Raw genomic sequence first — 23,166 nt, 5'->3', positions numbered from 1 at the left:
ATTGATGTATCCCGGCCGTTTGGTTGGGTGTACAGCAATCATTTACGGAGAGTTTGATCCTGGCTCAGGACGAACGCTGGCGGCGTGCTTAACACATGCAAGTCGAACGGTGACCTCGGAGCTTGCTTCGGGTGATCAGTGGCGAACGGGTGAGTAACACGTGAGTAACCTGCCCCAGACTCTGGGATAACCTCGGGAAACCGGGGCTAATACCGGATATGCAGCGTTCCCGCATGGGATGCGTTGGGAAAGTTTTTCGGTCTGGGATGGACTCGCGGCCTATCAGCTTGTTGGTGAGGTAGTGGCTCACCAAGGCGACGACGGGTAGCCGGCCTGAGAGGGCGACCGGCCACACTGGAACTGAGACACGGTCCAGACTCCTACGGGAGGCAGCAGTGGGGAATATTGCACAATGGGCGCAAGCCTGATGCAGCGACGCCGCGTGGGGGATGAAGGCCTTCGGGTTGTAAACCCCTTTCAGCAGGGAAGAAGCGAAAGTGACGGTACCTGCAGAAGAAGCGCCGGCTAACTACGTGCCAGCAGCCGCGGTAATACGTAGGGCGCAAGCGTTGTCCGGAATTATTGGGCGTAAAGAGCTCGTAGGCGGTTTGTCGCGTCTGCTGTGAAAACCCGAGGCTCAACCTCGGGCCTGCAGTGGGTACGGGCAGACTAGAGTGTGGTAGGGGAGACTGGAATTCCTGGTGTAGCGGTGGAATGCGCAGATATCAGGAGGAACACCGATGGCGAAGGCAGGTCTCTGGGCCACAACTGACGCTGAGGAGCGAAAGCGTGGGGAGCGAACAGGATTAGATACCCTGGTAGTCCACGCCGTAAACGGTGGGCACTAGATGTGGGGCTCATTCCATGAGTTCCGCGTCGCAGCTAACGCATTAAGTGCCCCGCCTGGGGAGTACGGCCGCAAGGCTAAAACTCAAAGGAATTGACGGGGGCCCGCACAAGCGGCGGAGCATGCGGATTAATTCGATGCAACGCGAAGAACCTTACCAAGGCTTGACATATACCCTCTACCCCCAGAGATGGGGGTGCTTCGGCGGGGTATACAGGTGGTGCATGGTTGTCGTCAGCTCGTGTCGTGAGATGTTGGGTTAAGTCCCGCAACGAGCGCAACCCTCGTCCTATGTTGCCAGCACGTAATGGTGGGGACTCATAGGAGACTGCCGGGGTCAACTCGGAGGAAGGTGGGGATGACGTCAAATCATCATGCCCCTTATGTCTTGGGCTTCACGCATGCTACAATGGCCGGTACAAAGGGCTGCAATACCGTAAGGTGGAGCGAATCCCAAAAAGCCGGTCTCAGTTCGGATTGAGGTCTGCAACTCGACCTCATGAAGTCGGAGTCGCTAGTAATCGCAGATCAGCAACGCTGCGGTGAATACGTTCCCGGGCCTTGTACACACCGCCCGTCAAGTCACGAAAGTCGGTAACACCCGAAGCCAGTGGCCTAACCCGTATGGGAAGGAGCTGTCTAAGGTGGGATTGGCGATTGGGACTAAGTCGTAACAAGGTAGCCGTACCGGAAGGTGCGGCTGGATCACCTCCTTTCTAAGGAGCACCTGACGTCCACACTGTGGTGTGGGGGTCCAGGACCCATGCTCAGACCGTTCGTGTCTGGGGTGGGGCTCATGGATGGAACATCGATGTGGCCTGTCACTGACCTTGAGTCGTGACGCTAGTACGCCTGTCTCCTTGCGAGACGGGTGGGAACGTGTGACGCAAAGAGGTGGGGGATGGGCATGGCGCACTGTTGGGTCCTGAAGGGTCGGGCGTAAAGCTCCCTTTCAGGCCACCACACACTCCTGTGACTTCGGTTGTGGGGGTTCGGGTGGCTGTCGGACTATCGGATGCTATCGAACCGCTTGGCTGAGGCTGGGTAGGCGTGGTGTGAGGGTAGGCCCGGTCGTTGTTTGAGAACTGCACAGTGGACGCGAGCATCTTTGATATCTGTGGTCAAGTTTTTAAGAGCACATGGTGGATGCCTTGGCAGTAGGAGCCGAAGAAGGACGTTGTAGCCTGCGAAAAGCCTCGGGGAGCTGGCAAACAAGCTTTGATCCGAGGATGTCCGAATGGGGAAACCCCGCTGGAGTCATGTCCAGTGACCCACGCCTGAACACATAGGGCGTGTGGAGGGAACGTCGGGAAGTGAAACATCTCAGTACCGACAGGAAGAGATATTCCGTGAGTAGTGGCGAGCGAAAGCGGAACAGGCCAAACCGTATGCGTGTGATAGCCGGCAGGCGTTGCGTATGCGGGGTTGTGGGACCTTTCTGATCATTCTGCCGAATGGTCGAGGAGTCAGAAATCCGCGTGATAGTCGAAGGGCATTGAAAGGCCCGGCGTAGAGGGTGCAACCCCCGTAGACGAAATTGCGCGGACTCCTGAAGGGGATCCCAAGTAGCACGGGGCACGAGAAATCCCGTGTGAATCCGCAGAGACCACTCTGTAAGCCTAAATACTACCTACTGACCGATAGCGAATCAGTACCGTGAGGGAAGGGTGAAAAGTACCCCGAGAGGGGAGTGAAATAGTACCTGAAACCGTGTGCTTACAATCCGTCGGAGCCTCCATAGCAGGGGTGACGGCGTGCCTTTTGAAGAATGAGCCTGCGAGTTAGTGCTCAGTGGCAAGGTTAACCCGTGTGGGGCAGCCGTAGCGAAAGCGAGTCCGAATAGGGCGTTTGAGTCGCTGGGTCTAGACCCGAAGCGAAGTGATCTATCCATGGCCAGGCTGAAGCGCGGGTAAGACCGCGTGGAGGGCCGAACCCACTTGGGTTGAAAACCGAGGGGATGAGCTGTGGATAGGGGTGAAAGGCCAATCAAACTTCGTGATAGCTGGTTCTCCCCGAAATGCATTTAGGTGCAGCGTTGCGTGTTTCTTGCCGGAGGTAGAGCTACTGGATGGCCGATGGGCCCCACCAGGTTACTGACGTCAGCCAAACTCCGAATGCCGGTAAGTGAGAGCGCAGCAGTGAGACTGCGGGGGATAAGCTTCGTAGTCGAGAGGGAAACAGCCCAGAACACCAACTAAGGCCCCTAAGCGTGTGCTAAGTGGGAAAGGATGTGGAGTTGCATAGACAACCAGGAGGTTGGCTTAGAAGCAGCCACCCTTGAAAGAGTGCGTAATAGCTCACTGGTCAAGTGATTCCGCGCCGACAATGTAGCGGGGCTCAAGTACACCGCCGAAGTTGTGTCATTCACATTTATGCTAGGCCTTCGTGGTCCAGGCGTGTGGATGGGTAGGGGAGCGTCGTGTGGCGGGTGAAGCTGCGGAGTGATCCAGCAGTGGACGCTACACGAGTGAGAATGCAGGCATGAGTAGCGAAAGACGGGTGAGAAACCCGTCCGCCGAATGACCAAGGGTTCCAGGGCCAGGTTAATCCGCCCTGGGTAAGTCGGGACCTAAGGCGAGGCCGACAGGCGTAGTCGATGGACAACGGGTTGATATTCCCGTACCGGCGAAGAACCGCCCATGACGAGGCGGACGATGCTAAGTGCCCAAAGCCGGCGAACCCTTCGGGGCAAGTACGGTGGCGCGCACGAACCAGATCCGTAGTAGTCAAGCGTATTAACAGGGGTGACGCAGGAAGGTAGCCGAGCGTGGCGATGGTAGTCCACGTCTAAGGGTGTAGGGCGAGCTGTAGGCAAATCCGCAGCTCACATAGCCTGAGACCTGATGGTAACCACGTATGTGGGAAATCGGTGATCCTATGCTGCCAAGAAAAACCTCGGCGCGAGGTTCTAGCCGCCCGTACCCCAAACCGACTCAGGTGGTCAGGTAGAGAATACTAAGGCGATCGAGTGAATCGTGGTTAAGGAACTCGGCAAAATGCCCCCGTAACTTCGGGAGAAGGGGGCCTGAGGCGTGAAGGCACTTGCTGCTGGAGCGTTTGAAGGCCGCAGAGACCAGGGAGAAGCGACTGTTTACTAAAAACACAGGTCCGTGCGAAGTCGCAAGACGATGTATACGGACTGACGCCTGCCCGGTGCTGGAAGGTTAAGAGGAGGGGTCAGCCGCAAGGCGAAGCTCCGAATTTAAGCCCCAGTAAACGGCGGTGGTAACTATAACCATCCTAAGGTAGCGAAATTCCTTGTCGGGTAAGTTCCGACCTGCACGAATGGCGTAACGACTTCTCCGCTGTCTCAACCGCGAACTCGGCGAAATTGCACTACGAGTAAAGATGCTCGTTACGCGCAGCAGGACGGAAAGACCCCGGGACCTTTACTATAGCTTGGTATTGGTATTCGGTGTGGTTTGTGTAGGATAGGTGGGAGACTATGAAGCCGGAACGCCAGTTTCGGTGGAGTCATTGTTGAAATACCACTCTGATCACTCTGGATATCTAACCTCGGTCCGTAATCCGGATCAGGGACAGTGCCTGGTGGGTAGTTTAACTGGGGCGGTTGCCTCCCAAAGAGTAACGGAGGCGCCCAAAGGTTCCCTCAGCCTGGTTGGCAATCAGGTGGCGAGTGCAAGTGTACAAGGGAGCTTGACTGTGAGACTGACAGGTCGAGCAGGGACGAAAGTCGGGACTAGTGACCCGCCGGTGGCATGTGGAAGCGCCGGCGCTCAACGGATAAAAGGTACCCCGGGGATAACAGGCTGATCCTGCCCAAGAGTCCATATCGACGGCATGGTTTGGCACCTCGATGTCGGCTCGTCGCATCCTGGGGCTGGAGTTGGTCCCAAGGGTTGGGCTGTTCGCCCATTAAAGCGGTACGCGAGCTGGGTTTAGAACGTCGTGAGACAGTTCGGTCCCTATCCGCTGCGCGCGCAGGAAACTTGAGAAAGGCTGCCCCTAGTACGAGAGGACCGGGGTGGACCAACCTCTGGTGTGCCAGTTGTTCCGCCAGGAGCACGGCTGGTTGGCTACGTTGGGAAGGGATAACCGCTGAAAGCATCTAAGCGGGAAGCCTGTTTCAAGATGAGGTTTCCATGGAACTTGTTCCGAGAGGCCCCCTATAGACCATGGGGTTGATAGGCCGGACGTGGAAGAGAGGACTAACGACTCTTGAAGCTGACCGGTACTAATAGGCCGATAACTTGACACACACTCAAGATTTCAAAAGTAATGCTACGCGTCCACTGTGCGGTTCCCGAGTAACGAACGGGAAACCATTCAATAACTCCATAAAGTTGCCGCAGCCATAGCGGGAGGGAAACGCCCGGCTCCATTCCGAACCCGGAAGCTAAGCCTCCCAGCGCCGATGGTACTGCACCCGCCAGGGTGTGGGAGAGTAGGTCGCTGCGGCACATACCTTCGAAAGACCCCCCACACCGTGGGGGTCTTTCGCATACCCCCACACCGCATGTATGACATACGCACGCTCGGTCGAGGCGCAAAGCGGGCCCGGACGCTACGTCAGCGGGTGGAGAAGACCGCGGCCTCGAGTTGCTCGAGGCGCGCGTTCGGCGTCCCTGCGATCTCGATGACGCGTTCGCCCGCCAAGTCAGGATCGCCCGCGAACTCGACCAGCGAGTCGTTCATCGCGGCCCGAAGCTCAAGGTCCTCGTCATCCGACACGGAGATGGGGTCGTCGTCCTCAAGCGGCAGGAGCACAAGCAGGTCGATACGAGGGGCGATTATCCGCGCCACGTCGACAGCGCGCCGCACCGCAGCGCTCGAGCGCCCGCGTCTTGCGAGTGCGTTGAGCGCATCCAGGTAGGCGACGAAGTCGAGGGGACCGCGCTCGGAGATGAGGCGTGGGGGTGCGTCGGCGTCGCCGAGTCGCTCCGCGACGATTGCCAGTTGCGCCGCGAAGAGCGACGCGTCGAGTTCACTGAAGCGATCGTCATCGAGATCCTCGTAGGGATCGCCCATCATCTCGTACTCGGGGTGGCGGGCGGCGAATGCGCTGATGAGAGTGCTCTTCCCGCTGCCGTGCGTGCCGGAGACCACGATGCGCATGCGCCGACTCTACTGGTCGGCGCGACTCCGGACGCGGCTAGGCCTCTCCGACCTGGATGACCTCGAGCACGGGCTCTCCTGACTCGTCGCTCGCATCGAGGTCGACTCGGGCAACGATCGCCCAGTCGTGGTCGCCGGCCGGGTCGTCGATGACCTGGCGGACAATCCACGCGCGCGGCGGTAGTTCCGCGTGCTCGGCGGCCGCGAGGGCTGCGCGGACCCGTCCGTCCGCCGGATCACTGGTCTCGTCCACGAAGGTGAGCAATGCGGAGGCGCGTGCGTTGGGACCGATGCCCACGGCATCGTCTCCGTGCAGGTCGAACAGGGGAGCGAGGGCGTCTTCCCACGCAGCGCCGTCCCAGCCGGCCTCGCCGTCGAGAGCGGCGAGCGCGTCCCAGCGACGACGAGACGCGAGTTCGACCCTGCGGAACATGGCATTGCGGACCAGCCTGCGGAGGACCCGGGGATTGCCGCTCATGGGCCTCGCGGCGCCTGCACCGCCTGGTACCAGGTGCGGAGCGGCGGGATCGACGTCGTCCGCGATGTCGGCACCGGGATGGGAGAGCCGTTCCCACTCGTCGAGGAGTGAGGAGTCGGTGCCCCGCACCAGGGCGCCGAGCCACTCGGTAATCTCGCCCACGTCCTCGGTGCGATGGTCCTCCGGGACGGTCTGGCGAAGGGCGCGATATGCCTCGGTGAGGTACCGCAGCGCGATGCCCTCGGTGCGTTCGAGCCCATAGACCGAGATGAGATCACCGAAGGTCATGGCCTTCTCGAGCATGTCGCGCACCACTGACTTGGGCGAGAGCTCGGCGTCGAGCAGCCACGGGTTGGTACGCCGGTACATGACGAAGGCCGGTTCGAGGAGCTCCGCGAGCGGCCGGGGCCAGATGACGTCCTCGAGCGCCTCGAGACGCTCCTCGTACTCGAGTCCCTCGGCCTTCATGGCGGCGACCGCCTCGCCGCGGGCCTGGTATTGCTGCGCGAGCAGGATGTGGCGGGGATCGGACAGCGTCGACTCGATGACCGAGACCACGTCGAGCGCGTGCGTGGGACTCTCGACGTTGAGGAGGTCCATCGCCGCCAGCGCGAAGGGAGACAGCGGCTGGTTGAGCGCGAAGTCGCGGGGCACATCGACGGTGAGTCGCACCGTGGGACGCTCGCCTCGAGGATGGCTGACGTCGGGCACGCGTACCCGCTCGACCACGCCCGCGATCCGCAGCGAGCGGTAGATGCGCAGTGCCTGGCGCGCGTGTGCTGACCTCTGGGCCGGCGTCTCATGAACGCCAGCAAGGAGGGCCGCCATCGCGCGAACTGGATCCTCGGAGGGGCGGCCGTCCCGGGCATCGTCCCTGCCACGGGCGAGAATGTTGAGCACCATGGCGTGAGTCACGGTGAAGCTGGAGGTGAGGGGCTCCGGGGCGGAATCGCGGAGCCGCTCGAAGGTGGCGTCGGTCCAGTTGACCGCGCCGGCCGGCGCCTTCTTGCGCACGATCTTCTTGAGCTTGCGGGGGTCGTCCCCGGCCTTGGCGAGAGCGCGACGGTTCTCGATGACGTGGTCGGGCGCCATGACGATCACCTCGCCCTCGGTGTCGAAGCCGGCCCGGCCGGCTCGTCCCGCAATCTGATGGAACTCGCGCGCGGAGAGGTGGCGCATGCGCTCGCCGTCGTACTTCACGAGCGAGGTGAGCAGCACCGTCCGGATGGGCACGTTGATTCCGACGCCCAGCGTGTCCGTGCCGCACACGACCTTGAGCAGTCCCTGTTGGGTGAGGCGTTCGACGATGCGCCGGTACTTGGGGAGCATGCCGGCGTGATGGACGCCGATCCCCGCGCGCAGGAACTTGCTGAGCGTCTTGCCGAAGCCCGTGCCGAAGCGGATCCCGTCGAGTGCCGCGGCGATCGCGTCGCGCTCCGTGCGCGTCGCGACCTTCATGCTGAGGAGCGATTGCGCGCGCTCGACGGCATCCTTCTGCGTGAAGTGGACGATGTACACCGGCGCGCGTCCGGTCTCCACCAGCCGCTCGACCTCCTCGGTGAGGGGCTCGACGCAGTACTCAAAGGACAGCGGCACCGGCCGTTCCGCGCTGGTGACGGCCGCGACCGCGCGTGAGGTCCGACGCTCGAGGTCCTCGACGATCCATGCGGTGTCGCCGAGCGTCGCCGACATCAGCAGAAACTGGGCGTGCGGCAGTTCGAGAAGCGGCACCTGCCAGGCCCACCCGCGCTGAGGGTCGGAGTAGAAGTGGAACTCGTCCATCACGACCACCGCCGCGTCCGTCGCGGCGCCCTGGCGCAACGCAAGGTTGGCGAGGATCTCGGCGGTGCAACAGATGATGGGTGCGTCCGCGTTGACGGCGGAGTCGCCCGTCATCATGCCCACGTTCTCCGTGCCGAACATCTCAATCAGCGCGAAGAACTTCTCAGAGACCAGCGCCTTGAGCGGCGCGGTATAGAAGGTGCGGCCGCCCGTGCGGGAACGATGCGCGGCCAGGGCGGCGAAGTGGGCGCCGGCGGCGACGAGGACTTCCCCGATCCGGTCGGGGTCGCGAGGATCACATGCGAGCCCGAGACGAGCTCGATCAGCGCTTCCTCCTGGTGCGGATACAATGGGAGGTCCCGTTCCGACGCCCACGCTGCAAACGCATCGAAAACTGCGTCTGGATCGGGTTCCGCACCGGGCGCCGTCTCGGGAAGGCGGGCGAGCAGGGTGGAGTCGGTGGAAGTCATCGCGTCCATTGTCTCGTGCCCGGACATCCCACGACGCCGCGACCGTGCGGAGGCCCTCGTACAGCCATCCGCAACACAGCGAATGTCCGTCCGAGGTGCGCAGAATTGGCTCAGACGTTTTCCATTGTGATCGGAGCAACATGACCAACGACCCGGACGAGCGCGACAAGCGCCGCGCGAACTACGATTCGCGACCCGGCATCAACCCGCGCAAGGACCGGGGCGCGCCTCGCCAGGATGGGCCGCGCGACGACCGTCCCCGGCGCTCGTTCGACGGTGACCGGGACAACCGTGGTCCCCGTCGCGATGGCGACCGCCCCCAGCGTTCCTTCGATGGCGATCGTGGTCCCCGTCGGGACGGTGACCGCCCCCAGCGTCAGTGGAGCAACGACCGTCCGCAGCGCTCCTTCGATGGTGATCGTGGACCTCGTCGCGATGGTGACCGCCCGCAGCGTTCGTTTAATGGTGACCGCGGTCCCCGTCGGGACGGTGACCGCCCCCAGCGTCAGTGGAGCAACGACCGTCCCCAGCGTTCGTTTGATGGTGACCGAGGACCTCGTCGGGACGGTGACCGCCCCCAGCGTCAGTGGAGCAACGACCGTCCGCAGCGCTCCTTCGATGGTGATCGTGGACCCCGCCGTGACGGTGACCGCCCCCAGCGTCAGTGGGACAACGATCGTCCGCGCCGTTCGTTCGACGGTGATCGGGACAACCGTGGTCCTCGTCGTGACGGTGACCGGCCGCAGCGTTCGCTTGATGGTGATCGTGGACCTCGTCGTGATGGTGATCGTCCGCAGCGTCAGTGGGACAACGATCGTCCGCGCCGCTCGTTCGACGGTGACCGGGACAACCGTGGTCCCCGCCGTGACGGCGACCGTCCGCAGCGCTCCTTCGATGGTGATCGTCCGCAGCGTCAGTGGGACAACGACCGTCCGCGCCGCTCGTTCGACGGTGACCGGGACAACCGTGGTCCCCGTCGCGATGGCGACCGCCCCCAGCGTTCGTTTGATGGTGATCGTGGCCCTCGTCGTGACGGTGATCGTCCGCAGCGTCAGTGGGACAACGACCGTCCGCGCCGCTCGTTCGACGGTGATCGCGACAACCGTGGTCCCCGCCGTGACGGCGACCGTCCGCAGCGCTCCTTCGATGGTGATCGTGGCCCTCGTCGTGACGGTGATCGTCCGCAGCGTCAGTGGGACAACGACCGTCCGCGCCGCTCGTTCGACGGTGATCGCGACAACCGTGGTCCCCGTCGCGATGGCGACCGCCCCCAGCGTTCGTTTGATGGTGACCGTGGTCCCCGTCGGGACGGTGACCGCCCCCAGCGTCAGTGGGACAACGACCGTCCGCGCCGCTCGTTCGACGGTGATCGCGATAACCGCGGTCCCCGCGGCCCCCGCGGCCCCCGCCAGGGCAGCCACCACGCGGAGCGCGCGGGACGCGAGCGCGAGGGCTTCGAGGAGCGCACCCCGAACGTCGCGGGCATCCCGCTCACGCGATCGCAGTCGATTGAGGTCCCGGAGATCCCCGAGGAGATTACCTACAGCCAGCTCGACAAGGCCGTCCGCGCGCGCCTGCGCACGCTGAGCAAGGACAACGCCGAGGACGTGGGCCTGCACCTGATCATGGCCGGCAACCTCATCGACACCGACCCCGAGCTGGCGTACCGGCACGCGCAGGTCGCCGCCCAGCGCGGTGGCCGCGTCGACGTGGTGCGCGAGGCCGTGGCGCTCACCGCGTACGCGACCGATCGGTACGCGGAGGCACTGCGCGAGTTCCGCACCGTGCGGCGACTCGGCGGTGCCATCGAGCACCTCCCGCTGATGGCGGACTGTGAGCGTGGACTGGGCCGCCCGGAGCGCGCCCTGGCCATCTCCGAGGAGCCAGACGCGAAGGCCCTCCCCGCGGACTCCGCGGTCGAGATGCAGATCGTGGTCGCGGGCGCTCGCCTCGACATGGGCGACGCCGAGGCCGCGCTGCTGGTCCTCACCCGCATCGAGACCAAGAACGCCGAACTCGCCGTCCGGGTCGACGAGGCCCGTGTCGCGGTGCTCCGCGCCCTGGGTCGCGACGCCGAGGCCGACGAACTCGAGGCGTCCATCCCCGAGCCCGTCGAGGAGGAAATCGAGGAGGACGTGGTGTTGTACGACACCGCGGAGCTCCCCGACCCCGAGCCCGACGAGGACGAGCCCGACGAGGACGACCTTGGGGACGATGCCGAGGCTGGCTTCGACGACGAGGACGACCTCCACGAGGCGGAGGATGACGAGCAGACCGACGACGAGGCGGGGGATCCTGCCGAGGAGGACCACCGATGACGGCAGGGCTCTCGGGCACCACCGCCCCGCTGCAGGAGACGTTCGACGTCGCGCTTGTCGACCTCGATGGGGTCGCCTACAAGGGCGCGCACGCGATTCCGACGGCGCCTCCCGCGCTCGAGGAGGCGCGACGCGCCGGCATGGCGGTGCTGTTCGTCACGAACAACGCGTCCCGCGAGCCCGAGACCGTCGCCGAGCACCTCAGCGACCTGGGCATCCCGTGTGCTCCCGGCGAGGTCATGACGGCCGCGCAGGCGGGAGCGGAGTTGCTCGCCGATCACGTCCCGGCTGGGCAGAAGGTGCTGGTCATCGGAGGCGCGGGCCTTCACACGGCCGTGGCCGCCAAGGGGCATGTGATCGTGGACAGCGCGAACGACCACCCCGTCGCGGTGATCCAGGGCTTCGCCCCGGACCTCGCGTGGAAGGACTTCGCGGAGGCCGTCTACGCGATCAACGCGGGTGCGCGCTACTTCGCGACCAACCTGGACCTCACGCTCCCCACCGAGCGCGGCATGGCGCCGGGCAACGGCTCGCTCGTGAGCGTGGTGCGGACCGCGACCGGCGTCACGCCGTTGTCCGCGGGCAAGCCCGAGCCCGAGATGTTCCACCTTGCGGCACGCAAGGCGGGTGCCTCGCGGCCGCTCATGATCGGCGACCGCCTCGACACGGACCTCAAGGGCGCCCGCGCGGCGAACATGCCGGGCCTGCTGGTGCTCACGGGCGTCTCGAGCGCGCGCGACGCGATCCTCGCGGTTCCCGAGGAGCGGCCGGCCTTCATCGGTGCGGATCTCAGCACGCTCGAGGACATCCACCCGGAGCCGCAGTTGGTCGACCACTGGTGGCACGTGGGAGAGGCAAGGGCGCGCGTCACCGAGCGTCACCTGGTGGTGGACGGCGGCGAGCCGCTCGACCGCATCCGCGCCGCATGCGCCGCGGCGTGGGCGGCCGTCGATGCCGGCGAGAGCATCGATGTTGAGACCCTTCCGCACTTCGGAGTAGCCTCGTGAGCATGGCTGACATCAACGAGTCCCGAGAGTCGCTGGGCCAGGTCGAGTATCCGTCGGAGGTCAGGGAAGCCCTCAAGGCGGTCACCGAGCTCCCCGACGACCTGGACCAGCAGGCCGAGTTCTTCGACAAGGTCCAGGAGGCCCTCTCGACGCGTCTTCGCGACGAGCCGCGCTGACCATGCGGCTGGACCGCGCGCTCGTCGCGCGCGGGCTGGCGAGGTCGCGCACTCACGCGCAGGCGCTTATCGACGCCGGCGACGTCACCGTCGCCGGCATTGTCGTCTCCAAGCCCGCACATGAGGTGGGGGACGATGCCGTGGTCACCGTGGCATCGTCCGATTCCTACGTCTCCCGCGCGGCCCACAAGCTGGCCGGCGCGCTCGACTCCTGCCCGGAGCTTTCCGTGGAGGGAAGGCTCGCGCTCGACGTGGGCGCCTCGACGGGCGGCTTCACGCAGGTGCTGCTCCAGCGGGGCGCGCGTCGCGTCCACGCGATCGACGTGGGTCACGGCCAGCTCGCCCCGTCGATCGCCGGTGACCCTCGCGTGGTCGCGGTCGAGGGTCTCAACGCGCGCGAGCTGACTCCCGCGCACCTGGGCGGCGACACGCCGGACCTGGTGGTCGCGGACGTGTCGTTCATCTCGCTCACCCTGCTGGTCGATCCGCTCGTGCGCACGTGCGCCGAGGACGCGGACCTGCTGCTGATGGTCAAGCCGCAGTTCGAGGTCGGCCGCGAACGGCTCGGCAAGGGCGGAGTCGTGACCCGCCCCCAGGACCGCGCGCGAGCGGTCGCCGCGGTCGCCGCCTCGCTGCGGACCGCGGGGCTCGACCTTCATCGCGTCGCCCGCTCACCGCTGCCCGGTCCTCACGGCAACGTGGAGTTCTTCGTGTGGGCCTCGCGGACGTGGCAGGCTAGGGACCGCGGTCGCGAGCGGCCGCAGCCGTTGACAGAATCCCTCGTCAACGCGGCAATCGAGGAGCAGACGGGAGGAAGACCATGACGCGCAGGATCTTGATCGTGGCGAACCCCCACCGTCCCGAGACCCTCGAGGCCGCCGTGCTGGCCGCCTCCGCCCTCGAGGCCGAGGGCGTGAGCGTCTGCCACGACTTCCACCGCGGTATCGACAAGCCGATCGACGCGGCCTTGGTGCTGGGAGGCGACGGGACGATGCTCCACGCGGCCGACATGACCCGCGGCACCGGCATCGCCCTCCTGGGGGTCAACCTGGGCCGCGTGGGATTCCTCGCGGAGCTCGAGCGGGACGACGTCGCTCACGCCGCGCGCCGCCTCGCGCAGGGCGACTACGAGGTCGAGGAGCGCGGCACGATCGACGTGACCGTCACGGCGCCGGACGGCACCGTGAGCACCGGCTGGGCCGTCAACGAGGCCGCCGTCGAGCGCGCGAACCTGCGCACCACCGTCGAGGTAGCCCTCGACATCGATAATCGCCCGCTGTCGACCTTCGGGTGTGACGGCGTGGTGATCGCGACGTCGACGGGATCCACGGCCCACGCGTTCAGCGCCGGCGGGCCCGTCCTGTGGCCCGACGTCGACGCCCTCCTCGTGGTGCCCCTCGCGGCGCATGCGCTGTTCTCCAGGCCGCTCGTGGTGAGCCCCGACTCCACGGTCGCGGTGGAGATCCTCGAGCGCTCGGCGAGCGACGGACAGGTGGTGCTCGACGGAGCGCGCGCGATCGACGTCGCCAAGGGCGGCAGGGTCGAGGTGCGCAGGGGAGCGCAGACGGTGCGGCTCGCGCGCATGTCCGACGCCCCCTTCAGCGAGCGGCTGGTGAAGAAGTTCTCGCTGCCGGTCGACGGGTTCAGGGGCGAGCGCGGATCCGGCGCCGAGCGAGGCGCGGGGATCTGACGTGCTGTACGAGCTCGCCATCGAGAACCTGGGCGTGATCGAATCGGCCCGCGTCGAGCTGGGTCCCGGACTCACCTGCGTCACGGGCGAGACCGGCGCGGGCAAGACGATGGTGCTCACGGGTCTCGGTCTCATCACGGGGTCGAAGTCCGTGCCTGCCGCGGTGCGCACGGGCGCCGACGCGGCACTGGCCGAGGCCGTGGTCGACGTCGAGCCGGACTCGTGGGCCGCGCGGCGCCTCGACGAGGCGGGCGCGACCATCGACGAGGACGGCACGGTCATTGTGGCCCGCACCGTGGGCGCGACCACGCGCTCGCGCACGGTGATCGGGGGCAGGACCGTCCCCCAGGCGGTGTTGGCCGAGGTCGCGGAGCACTGGGTGACGGTCCACGGTCAGAGCGACCAGGCGCGACTGCGCTCCGCGGCGGAGCAGCGCGCGATCCTCGATGGCTTCGCGGGCAACGGGGATCTCCGCGCGGTCTACGCTCACGCGTGGCAGGAGTGGCGCGCGGCGCGCGAGGACCTTGCCGCGATGGAGTCGGGCGCCGAGGCCGCGCGGCTCGAGGCCGCCCGCATGCGCGACGACCTTGCCGCGATCGAGCAGGTGGATCCGCAGGAGGGCGAGGACGCCGCGCTCGCCGCCCAGATCGAGGTGCTCGAGCACTCCGAGGCCGTGCGGGCGGGAGTGGCGGGCGCGCGCGAGGCGATCGACGGCGACGCGGAGGTCACGCTCGTGGTCGCGGTGGAGGCCGCGCGCAGGGCACTCGCGGAGGCGGCGCGTCACGACCCCGCGCTGGCCGACCTCGAGAAGCGGCTCGCCGACGTCGCGTACGGCGCCGCGGACGTGGGCCACGAGCTCTCGTCCTATCTGGACCGGATGGATGCCGACCCCGCGCGGCTGGGCGCGCTCCAGCAGCGCCGCGCGGAGCTCGGTGCACTCATGAGGCGTATCGGCACGGACCTGGACGGCGTCTTCGCCTACCGGGAGCGTGCCGCCGCGGCGGTGGCGCAGGACGACTCGTGGGACCAGACGCTCGAGGCACGCAGGGCCGCGGAACAGTCGGCGGCCGCGGCCGTGGCGCGCGTCGCGGCGGACCTTACCGCGAGCCGTCGCGAGGCCGCGGAGCGCCTCGCGGCCGACGTCAACGCGGAGCTCGCGGGGCTCGCGATGGCAGACGCGACCTTCGCGGTGAGCGTCGAGAGTGGCGAACCGCGGGCCTCGGGCGCCGATGACGTCGCGATGACGCTCGCCGCGCACCCCGGAGCTCCCGCGCGCCCCGTCGCCGAGGCGGCCTCGGGCGGCGAACTGTCGCGCATCATGCTCGCGATCGAGGTGTCTCTCGCGCGGCACGCGGTCACTCCTGGCCACACGTTCGTGTTCGACGAGGTCGACGCGGGCGTGGGCGGGCGGGCCGCGATCGCCGTCGGGAGGCGTCTCGCGGAGCTCGCCCGCACGCATCAGGTGTTGGTCGTCACTCATCTGGCCCAGGTGGCGGCGCACGCCGATCGCCACGTGGTGGTCGCCAAGGCCACCGACGGCACGGTGACCCGCGCGCAGGTCCACGAGGTCGCCGGCGAGGACCGCGTCGAGGAGCTCGCGCGTCTCCTGTCGGGCCACGAGGACTCGACCACCGCACTCGCCCACGCACGTGAGCTGCTGGAGGCGTCGCGCGTGGCACCATAGCGGCCATGACAGCCGCCCCGATCACGGGTCCCGCACGCGTGGACCGCTCGCCGCTCGCCCTCGCGAGACGGTTGCGGCCGGGAGACATCGCCGTGATCGACGCGCCGGACCTGGACCGCGGGACCGCCACGGTCCTCGCGGCGCGCCGTCCCGGCGCGGTGGTCAACGCGAGCGCGTCCCTGGCCGGGAGGCTCCCGACGACGGGCGCGTTGATGCTGCTCGAGGCGGGGATCGCGGTGATCGATCAGGCGGGTCCCACGGTGATGACGGTGCGTGACGGCGCCCGCGCGTCCGTCGAGGGCGGCGCACTGGCCGTCGACGGACGCGAGGTGGCGACGGGCGCCGCGCTCGACGTCGAGCAGGTGCGAGGACGCGTGCAGGCGGCCGGCGAGGACCTCCACGTGCACGTGGCGTCCTTCACCGCGACCGCGCTGGACCTGCTGGGTAGCGACGCGGGCGTGCTCCTGGACGGCGACGGGCTGCCGCCGCTGCGCATTCCCGTCGAGGGCCGTGCCGTCGTGGTGGTCACCCCGCGCTTCGCGGGCGCCTCTCCCGCCCTGACGCGGTTCGCGCGCGAGCGACGCCCGGTCGTGATCGGCGTGGGCGAGGGCGCCAATGCCGCGCGTGCCGCCGGACTGGTGCCGCGCATCGTCGTGGGGAACATCGACGCCGTCGACGAGGACCTGCTGCGCCGCGCCGTGCAGGTCGTGGTGCACGATCCCGACGGCCGCGAGGCCGGCACGGCGCGCGCGCAGGCGATGGGCCTCGCGCACGACTCGTGCGAGGCGGTGCTCGCGAGCGAGGACGTGGCGCTGCTCGCGGCTCATGCCGCGGGAGCGGAAGTGGTCGTCATCGCGGGCGGTCGCGGCGAGGTGCTCGACTACGTCGAGGACCGCTCGACGGCCGGCGCCGGGGCGTTGCTCGCGCGACTGGTCGCCGGCGGCGTCGTGGTGGACGCCGCCGCGCTGCCCGCCGTGTATCGCCCTCGCTACAGCGCGTGGACGGCGTGGGGTGCGCTCGGTCTCGCGGCTCTTGCGCTCGCGCTTGCGGTGTGGGGCACACCCGAGGGGCGCGACGCCCTCACGGCGGCGTGGGAGTGGCTCTCCGCCACGCTGGGAGGGGCACGATGACGGACCTGAGGACGCGGATCCTCGCGCTGGCGGCGACGCTCGCGCTGCTCGCGATCGGGATCGTGCTCGGATCGGGGCCGCTGCGCTCGGCATTGCTCGGGCAGACCGGCGACCGGATCGCGACCCTCGAGGCGGAGCTCGCGCAGGCCGAGGACGCGACGGCCGTCGCCGCCGCACGCGCGGATCGCGCGGCCGCCTTTGTTGCGGGCACCGCGCCCGCCGCGCTCGACGGGCTCCTGCAGGGGCGCACCGTGCTGGTCGTGGTCGCGCCCGGCGCAGGGGACGATGCCGTGGCGCAGATTTCTGACAGCGTCGCCCTCGCGGGAGGAACGTCCGCGGGGCCGGTGGGCCTGGGAGATGCGTGGGACGAGGACGACTCGGCGGCGTTCCGCGCGGCCCTTGTCGACCAGGTCGAGCCGACCCTCGTGGGGGTGACCGCCACGGATCCTACCGAGGTGCTCGCGCACGCCTTCGTGCAAGGAGCCACGGGTGCCGCGCCGTCCGGATCGGATCTTGGAGAAGTTGATGCCGGGGGAGCGGACAGGGGTGCGGTGCTGTGGGACCTCTTGAACCAGGCGGGTCTCGCGCAGGGTGAGCGGGTCGACGCGGTGGGCAACCTCGGTCCCGACGCGGTCGTGATCATCGCGGGCGACGAGGACTCCACGGCAACGCTGGTGCGTGCATTTGCCTCGTACGATGCTCCCGTGACCGTCGCGGGAAGCCCCGCCGACACCGCGCCCGCTGCCGCCCGGACGGACGTCGCGACCGTGGCATCGTCCCAATGGGAGATGGGTGCGGTCGCCACCGTCGCGACCGTCGCGCAGACCCTCCTGGGGGCCTTTCCCGACCTCGCCGATGGCGACATTCCGGAGTCGCTCAGCGCGTTGGGCGCGCCAGCGACCTCCAGCGACTGATAGGCTCGAAGCCCGTGGAGCGAACGCGATTCTCGTCCGGAACGGACCATGTCACCCGTCACATCTTCGTCACAGGGGGCGTGGTTTCCTCCCTCGGGAAGGGCCTGACGGCGTCCAGCCTCGGCCGGCTTCTGCGGTCACGCGGCCTCCGCGTGACCATGCAGAAGCTCGACCCTTATCTCAACGTGGACCCGGGCACCATGAACCCGTTCCAGCACGGCGAGGTGTTCGTGACGGACGACGGTGCCGAGACTGACCTCGACATCGGTCACTACGAGCGCTTCCTCGACGTCGAGCTGTCCGCGGCCTCGAACGTCACCACCGGCCAGGTGTATTCGCAGGTGATCGCGAAGGAGCGCCGCGGCGAGTACCTGGGCGACACCGTCCAGGTGATCCCGCACATTACGGATGAGATCAAGCGCCGCATGCGCTCTCAGGCCGGCCCCAACGTGGACGTCATCATCACCGAGATCGGCGGCACCGTGGGCGACATCGAGTCGCAGCCGTTCCTCGAGGCAGCGCGCCAGGTGCGTCACGACGTGGGCCGCGACAACGTCTTCTTCCTGCACGTCTCGCTCGTGCCGTTCATCGGCCCGTCCGGCGAGCAGAAGACCAAGCCCACGCAGCACTCCGTGGCCGCGCTCCGGTCGATCGGCATCCAGCCCGACGCCCTCGTGCTGCGCTCGGACCGCGAGGTGCCGACCTCGGTGAAGAACAAGGTTGCGCTCATGTGCGACGTCGACTCCGCCGCGGTGGTCAACGCGATCGACGCCCCCAGCATCTACGACATCCCCAAGGTGCTGCACTCCGAGGGCCTCGACGCATACGTGGTGCGCCGCCTCGACCTGCCGTTCCACGACGTCGAGTGGGGCGCATGGAACGACGTCCTCAAGCGCGTGCACAAGCCCGCGAAGGACGTCGAAATCGCCCTGGTGGGCAAGTACATCGACCTGCCGGACGCCTACCTGTCCGTGAGCGAGGCGCTGCGCGCGGGCGGCTTCCACCACAACGCACGCGTCCGCATCCGCTGGGTGGCCTCGGACCGATGCCAGACCCCCGAGGGCGCGCAGGAGGCGCTGGGCGGCGTGGACGGCGTGCTCGTGCCGGGCGGCTTCGGCGTCCGCGGCGTCGACGGCAAGATCGGCGCGTGGCGCTGGGCGCGCGAGAACAAGGTGCCCACGCTGGGCATCTGCCTGGGCCTGCAGACGATGGTGATGGAGTACGCCCGCAACGTGCTGGGCCTCGAGGGCGCCTCGAGCTCCGAGTTCGATCCGGACACGCCGCACCCCGTGGTCGCGACCATGGAGGAGCAGCTCGAGATTGTCGACGGCAAGGGCGACCTGGGCGGCACCATGCGCCTGGGCGAGTACCAGGCCGTCCTCAAGCCTGGATCGGTGGTCGCGGAGACCTACGGCCTCACCACCGTGGGCGAGCGTCACCGCCACCGCTACGAGGTCAACAACGCGTACCGTGCCCAGCTCGAGGAGGCCGGACTGATCGTGTCGGGGGAGAGCCCCGACCGTTCGCTGGTCGAGTTCGTCGAGCTACCGCGCGACGTCCACCCGTACTACGTCGCGACGCAGGCACACCCCGAGTTCCGTTCGCGCCCCACCAAGGCACACCCGCTGTTCGCGGGGCTCATCGCCGCCGCGGTGGTGCGTCAGGCGGAGGTCGCCTCACACGAGGGCGCACCGGTGGATGCCGAGTCTCGCTCGACCGAGTCCGGCGCGGCCGAGGCCGTCACCCCCGCCTGATGCTCGAGGACGTCCAGGCCGACAGGCCCGTGGTCGCGTCCACCGTGGCCTTCGCGGGCAAGGTGTGGGACGTGCGATCGGACCGCGTCGACCTGGGCGACCAGCGCATCGTCCAACGGGACTACCTTCACCACACGGGCGCCGTCGCCATAATCGCCCTCAACGAGGACGGGGAGATCTACCTGGTGCGTCAGTACCGCCACCCCGTGCGTCGCGAGTGCTGGGAGCCGCCGGCCGGGCTCACCGACGTGCGCGGCGAGTCTCCCGTGGACGCCGCCGCGCGCGAGCTTCACGAGGAGGCTGACCTGGTGGCAGCCCGGTGGGACGTGCTCGTGGACTTCTATGCGACGCCGGGCGGGTCCTCGGAGGGGATCCGGGTGTTCCTCGCCCGCGACCTGTCGCCGGTGCCGGAGCACGAGCGTCACGTCCGCGAGGACGAGGAGCGGGACATGGAGGGCCGGTGGGTCGCGCTCGACCAGGTGCTCGAGGCGATCGACGCCGGGTCCGTGGGCTCGCCGACCCTGGTGGCCGGTGCGTTGGCGCTCGAGAGGGCGCGACGGTCCGGCTGGTCGACCCTGCGTCCGGCCGGCTCTCCCTGGCGCAAGCCGCCGTCGCTGCTCGACTGAGCGGCGTGGCTGGGGCTGCTACGCGGGCTGCTCGGCCCTCGTGAGCCGGAACATCGCGGAGTGCGCGGCCGTCAACACCGCAGCGCCGAGCAGGTGAAGCCCGACCACCACCTCGGGCAGGCCCGTGAAGTACTGCACGTATCCGATCACGCCCTGAGCGAGCGTGACGGCCACCAGGACCTTCCATGAGAGCCGTGCCTCGTCACGGTCCCCGGCGCTCACGTCGCGGCGAATCCGCCAGCCGATCCACGCCAGCAGCGCGACGAACGCCCACACGGTGAGTGCGTGCGCGCGTGCGATCTGGGCGGGGTCGAGCGCGAGCCTCTCGGTGGCGTCCGCGTCACCCGAGTGCGGCCCCGCACCGGTGGTGAGGGCGCCCAACACCATGAGAACCACGAGCAGCGCGAGCGAGAGCCATCGCTCGACGCGCAGCGGCGCGCCCACGCGGCCCACGGCGCCGCGGTAGCGCAGCGCGAACCAGACCGAGTACCAGACCAGCGCCAGGCTCAGCAGCATGTGCGGCGCCACCACGAGCGGGTGGAGGTCCACCAGCACGGTGATCCCGCCCACGACCGCCTGGCCCAGCACGCCCAGGGTGGGCACGAGGCCCAGCCACTTGAGTTCGGGACGCGTGCGCCACACCGCGACGGCCATCGCCACCGCGACAATGAGCAGCACGAACGTCAACAGGCGGTTGCCGAACTCGATGTACGGGTGCAGGGAGCTCGCGTCGAAGGCGGCGGGGGTGAAGCTGCCTGGCTCGCACTGCGGCCACGTCGAGCATCCCAGTCCCGAGCCGGTGAGCCGCACCGCGCCGCCGGTCACGATGATCCCAGCCTGGGTCGCGATGTTCGCGAGCGTGAGCTTGCGCGCCAGGCGGTAGGCAAGGCCGTGGTTCGCGGGTGCAGTGGCGTGCTGGGTGGTCTCGCTTGTCACCCGGTCATCCTATGTGGGGACGATGCCCGTGCTGGCCCCGGACCCCACCACGCCGCGCACGCATGCGCGGGTGGGTAAGGCTCGCCTTGCTTGCGGGGAAGGGAATCGGCAACAAGAATGTTCCTAATTCGCTGAGCATCGTCAACCCGGCTCCCCAACCATCCTGACGAGGAGGATCCATGTCCGCGGACACCACGCGCGATCGCGTTCTTAGCCTCATCGCCACGGCCGGTCCCATCACGGCCGCCGCGCTCGCATCGGACCTGGGTGTGACGGCGGCCGGCGTGCGCCGGCACCTCACCGCCCTCGAGGAGGCCGGGCACATCGTCGACCACGAGCCCCCGGCAGCCACGTGCGCGGGCGCGGGCGCCCCGCCCGTTCCTTTGTCGCCACCTCCGAGGGCCAGCGCGCACTGACGTCCGCGTATCGCGGCGTCGCAGTCGACGCGATGGACCTGCTGCGTGACCTGGGCGGACTCGAGAGGTTTGTCGAGGAGAAGGCCCGCGAACTCGAGCAGCAGTTGCTGCCCTCGCTCGACAAGGACGCTCCCATGGACCGCAAGGTCGCGGCGCTCGCGACCGCGCTGGGCGCCAAGGGATTCGCGGCATCGGTCCGTCCCGGACCCGGCGGCATCACCGTCCAGCTGTGCCAGGGTCACTGCCCCGTGCAGGCCCTCGCGGAGAACAGCCCCGAATGGTGCGAGGCGGAGGCCCGCGCCTTCTCGCGCCTTCTCGACGTCCACGTGCAGCGCCTGTCGACCCTGGCGGGCGGCGCCCACGTGTGCACCACGACCATTCCGCTCGCCACCCCCACCCGGAAGGAAGGATGAGCATGAGTGCTCCCACTGAGCCCATGACGCAGGACGAGGCCATCGCCTCGATCGGCAACTACCAGTTCGGATGGCACGACTCGGACACGGCAGGCGCGATCGCGAAGCGCGGCCTCAACGAGGACGTCGTCCGCGAGATCTCGGCGCTGAAGAACGAGCCCGAGTGGATGCTCGAGACCCGTCTCAAGGGCCTTCGCCTGTTCGGCAAGAAGCCGATGCCGCAGTGGGGCTCTGACCTCACGGGAATCGACTTCGACAACATCAAGTACTTCGTGCGCTCGACGGAGAAGCAGGCCACCAGCTGGGAGGACCTGCCCGAGGACATCAAGAACACGTACGACCGCCTGGGCATCCCCGAGGCCGAGAAGCAGCGCCTGGTCGCCGGCGTCGCCGCGCAGTACGAGTCCGAGGTCGTCTACCACCAGATCCGCGAGGACCTGGAGGAGCAGGGCGTCATCTTCCTCGACACGGACACCGCGCTGCGCGAGCACCCGGAGCTGTTCGAGGAGTACTTCGGCACCGTCATCCCGACCGGCGACAACAAGTTCGCGGCGCTCAACACCGCCGTGTGGTCCGGTGGATCGTTCGTCTACGTGCCGCCGGGCGTGCACGTCGAGATCCCGCTGCAGGCCTACTTCCGCATCAACACGGAGAACATGGGCCAGTTCGAGCGGACGCTGATCATCGCCGACGAGGGCTCGTACGTCCACTATGTCGAGGGCTGCACCGCGCCCATCTACAGCTCGGATTCCCTGCACTCCGCGGTGGTCGAGATCATCGTGAAGAAGAACGCGCGCGTGCGTTACACGACCATCCAGAACTGGTCGAACAACGTCTACAACCTGGTGACCAAGCGCGCCACGGCCGCCGAGGGCGCCACCATGGAGTGGGTCGACGGCAACATCGGCTCGAAGGTCACCATGAAGTACCCGGCGATCTTCATGCTGGGTGAGCACGCACGCGGGGAGACGCTCTCGATCGCGTTCGCGGGCGAGGGCCAGCACCAGGACGCCGGCGCCAAGATGGTCCACGCCGCCCCCAACACCTCGAGCTCGATCGTCTCCAAGTCGGTCGCGCGCGGCGGCGGACGCACGTCCTACCGCGGGCTGGTTCAGGTGCTCGAGGGTGCCAAGAACTCGAAGTCCAACGTGCTGTGCGACGCGCTGCTGGTGGACCAGATCTCCCGCTCCGACACCTACCCGTACGTCGATGTCCGCGAGGACGACGTCCACATGGGCCACGAGGCGACCGTCTCGAAGGTGTCCGAGGACCAGCTCTTCTACCTCATGTCCCGCGGGCTCGACGAGTCGGAGGCCATGGCCATGATCGTGCGCGGGTTCGTCGAGCCCATCGCGCGCGAGCTGCCCATGGAGTACGCCCTCGAGCTCAACCGCCTCATCGAGCTCCAGATGGAAGGATCCGTCGGTTGACCCTCACCGATCACACCCA

The 23,166-nt window shown here is 67.6% G+C and carries 16 protein-coding genes, 3 rRNA genes and 1 pseudogene; 16 read left to right on the top strand and 4 right to left on the bottom strand.

What is annotated here, in order from left to right; genetic code table 11:
* Positions 1-41 precede the first annotated feature (41 nt).
* The 3 genes from QUE44_RS05080 (at position 42) to rrf (ending at position 5,269) form a co-directional block, all read left to right on the top strand.
* Positions 42-1,563 (top strand): 16S ribosomal RNA (locus QUE44_RS05080).
* A 403-nt stretch (positions 1,564-1,966) separates the two neighbouring features.
* Positions 1,967-5,066, top strand: a 23S ribosomal RNA gene (locus QUE44_RS05075).
* Positions 5,067-5,152: 86 nt separating this feature from the next.
* Positions 5,153-5,269: ribosomal RNA gene (gene rrf / locus QUE44_RS05070) — 5S ribosomal RNA — on the top strand.
* The 16S, 23S and 5S rRNA genes sit together here, the layout of an rRNA operon.
* A gap of 108 nt (positions 5,270-5,377) precedes the next feature.
* Here the strand turns inward: rrf and QUE44_RS05065 are convergent.
* The 3 genes and pseudogenes from QUE44_RS05065 to QUE44_RS05055 all read right to left on the bottom strand — a co-directional run bounded on the left by QUE44_RS05065 (position 5,378) and on the right by QUE44_RS05055 (position 10,272).
* On the bottom strand, positions 5,378-5,923 hold the full coding sequence (locus tag QUE44_RS05065) for an ATP/GTP-binding protein (protein ID WP_286216231.1): 546 nt from the start codon (positions 5,921-5,923) through the stop codon (positions 5,378-5,380).
* A gap of 37 nt (positions 5,924-5,960) precedes the next feature.
* Positions 5,961-8,653: pseudogene (locus QUE44_RS05060) on the bottom strand (DEAD/DEAH box helicase).
* 110 nt (positions 8,654-8,763) lie between these two features.
* Complete coding sequence (locus QUE44_RS05055) at positions 8,764-10,272, bottom strand: hypothetical protein (RefSeq protein WP_286216230.1); 1,509 nt, start codon at positions 10,270-10,272, stop codon at positions 8,764-8,766.
* On the opposite strand from QUE44_RS05055, the gene QUE44_RS05050 reads away from it, so the two are divergent.
* Genes QUE44_RS05050 through QUE44_RS05005 form a run of 10 tightly spaced genes read left to right on the top strand, consistent with a single transcriptional unit; the run spans position 10,261 to position 19,952 of the window.
* Complete coding sequence (locus tag QUE44_RS05050; protein WP_286216229.1) at positions 10,261-10,971, top strand: hypothetical protein; 711 nt, start codon at positions 10,261-10,263, stop codon at positions 10,969-10,971. The two genes, QUE44_RS05055 and QUE44_RS05050, sit on opposite strands and share 12 nt — an antisense overlap.
* A complete protein-coding gene (locus QUE44_RS05045) occupies positions 10,968-11,978 on the top strand; it encodes an HAD-IIA family hydrolase (RefSeq protein WP_286216228.1) in 1,011 nt (336 codons plus the stop codon). Before QUE44_RS05050 ends, QUE44_RS05045 begins: the two co-directional genes overlap by 4 nt.
* 2 nt (positions 11,979-11,980) lie before the next feature.
* On the top strand, positions 11,981-12,154 hold the full coding sequence (locus QUE44_RS05040) for a hypothetical protein (protein ID WP_286216227.1): 174 nt from the start codon (positions 11,981-11,983) through the stop codon (positions 12,152-12,154).
* A gap of 2 nt (positions 12,155-12,156) precedes the next feature.
* On the top strand, positions 12,157-12,978 hold the full coding sequence (locus tag QUE44_RS05035; protein ID WP_286216226.1) for a TlyA family RNA methyltransferase: 822 nt from the start codon (positions 12,157-12,159) through the stop codon (positions 12,976-12,978).
* Entirely contained in the window at positions 12,975-13,844 is an 870-nt protein-coding gene (locus QUE44_RS05030) for an NAD kinase (RefSeq protein WP_286216225.1), read from the top strand. Before QUE44_RS05035 ends, QUE44_RS05030 begins: the two co-directional genes overlap by 4 nt.
* A 1-nt stretch (position 13,845) precedes the next feature.
* A complete protein-coding gene (gene recN, locus QUE44_RS05025) occupies positions 13,846-15,528 on the top strand; it encodes a DNA repair protein RecN (RefSeq protein ID WP_286216224.1) in 1,683 nt (560 codons plus the stop codon).
* A gap of 5 nt (positions 15,529-15,533) precedes the next feature.
* A complete protein-coding gene (gene steA, locus QUE44_RS05020) occupies positions 15,534-16,658 on the top strand; it encodes a putative cytokinetic ring protein SteA (RefSeq protein WP_286216223.1) in 1,125 nt (374 codons plus the stop codon).
* Entirely contained in the window at positions 16,655-17,572 is a 918-nt protein-coding gene (locus QUE44_RS05015; protein ID WP_286216222.1) for a copper transporter, read from the top strand. The genes steA and QUE44_RS05015 overlap by 4 nt, the downstream gene beginning before the upstream one ends.
* Positions 17,569-19,326: a CTP synthase gene (gene pyrG, locus QUE44_RS05010; RefSeq protein WP_425558010.1), complete on the top strand. Its 1,758-nt coding sequence runs from the start codon at positions 17,569-17,571 to the stop codon at positions 19,324-19,326. Before QUE44_RS05015 ends, pyrG begins: the two co-directional genes overlap by 4 nt.
* Complete coding sequence (locus QUE44_RS05005) at positions 19,326-19,952, top strand: NUDIX domain-containing protein (protein ID WP_286216219.1); 627 nt, start codon at positions 19,326-19,328, stop codon at positions 19,950-19,952. The genes pyrG and QUE44_RS05005 overlap by 1 nt, the downstream gene beginning before the upstream one ends.
* A gap of 18 nt (positions 19,953-19,970) precedes the next feature.
* Here the strand turns inward: QUE44_RS05005 and QUE44_RS05000 are convergent, their stop codons facing one another.
* Positions 19,971-20,888, bottom strand: coding sequence for a COX15/CtaA family protein (locus QUE44_RS05000; RefSeq protein ID WP_286216218.1), 918 nt, complete (start codon positions 20,886-20,888; stop codon positions 19,971-19,973).
* Positions 20,889-21,067: 179 nt separating this feature from the next.
* On the opposite strand from QUE44_RS05000, the gene QUE44_RS04995 reads away from it, so the two are divergent.
* Genes QUE44_RS04995 through sufB form a run of 3 tightly spaced genes read left to right on the top strand, consistent with a single transcriptional unit; the run spans position 21,068 to position 23,147 of the window.
* Positions 21,068-21,304, top strand: a complete 237-nt coding sequence (locus tag QUE44_RS04995; protein ID WP_286216217.1) for a helix-turn-helix domain-containing protein — start codon at positions 21,068-21,070, stop codon at positions 21,302-21,304.
* Between the two features lie 32 nt (positions 21,305-21,336).
* Positions 21,337-21,717, top strand: a complete 381-nt coding sequence (locus tag QUE44_RS04990) for a helix-turn-helix transcriptional regulator (protein ID WP_286216216.1) — start codon at positions 21,337-21,339, stop codon at positions 21,715-21,717.
* Positions 21,718-21,719: 2 nt separating this feature from the next.
* Positions 21,720-23,147: a Fe-S cluster assembly protein SufB gene (gene sufB, locus QUE44_RS04985; RefSeq protein WP_286216215.1), complete on the top strand. Its 1,428-nt coding sequence runs from the start codon at positions 21,720-21,722 to the stop codon at positions 23,145-23,147.
* Positions 23,148-23,166: the final 19 nt, after the last annotated feature.

The organism is Demequina sediminis (genome assembly GCF_030296675.1).
GTDB lineage: Bacteria > Actinomycetota > Actinomycetes > Actinomycetales > Demequinaceae > Demequina > Demequina sediminis.
Note: the sequence above shows the minus strand (reverse complement) of the source record. Positions and strands in the feature narration are given on the sequence as shown.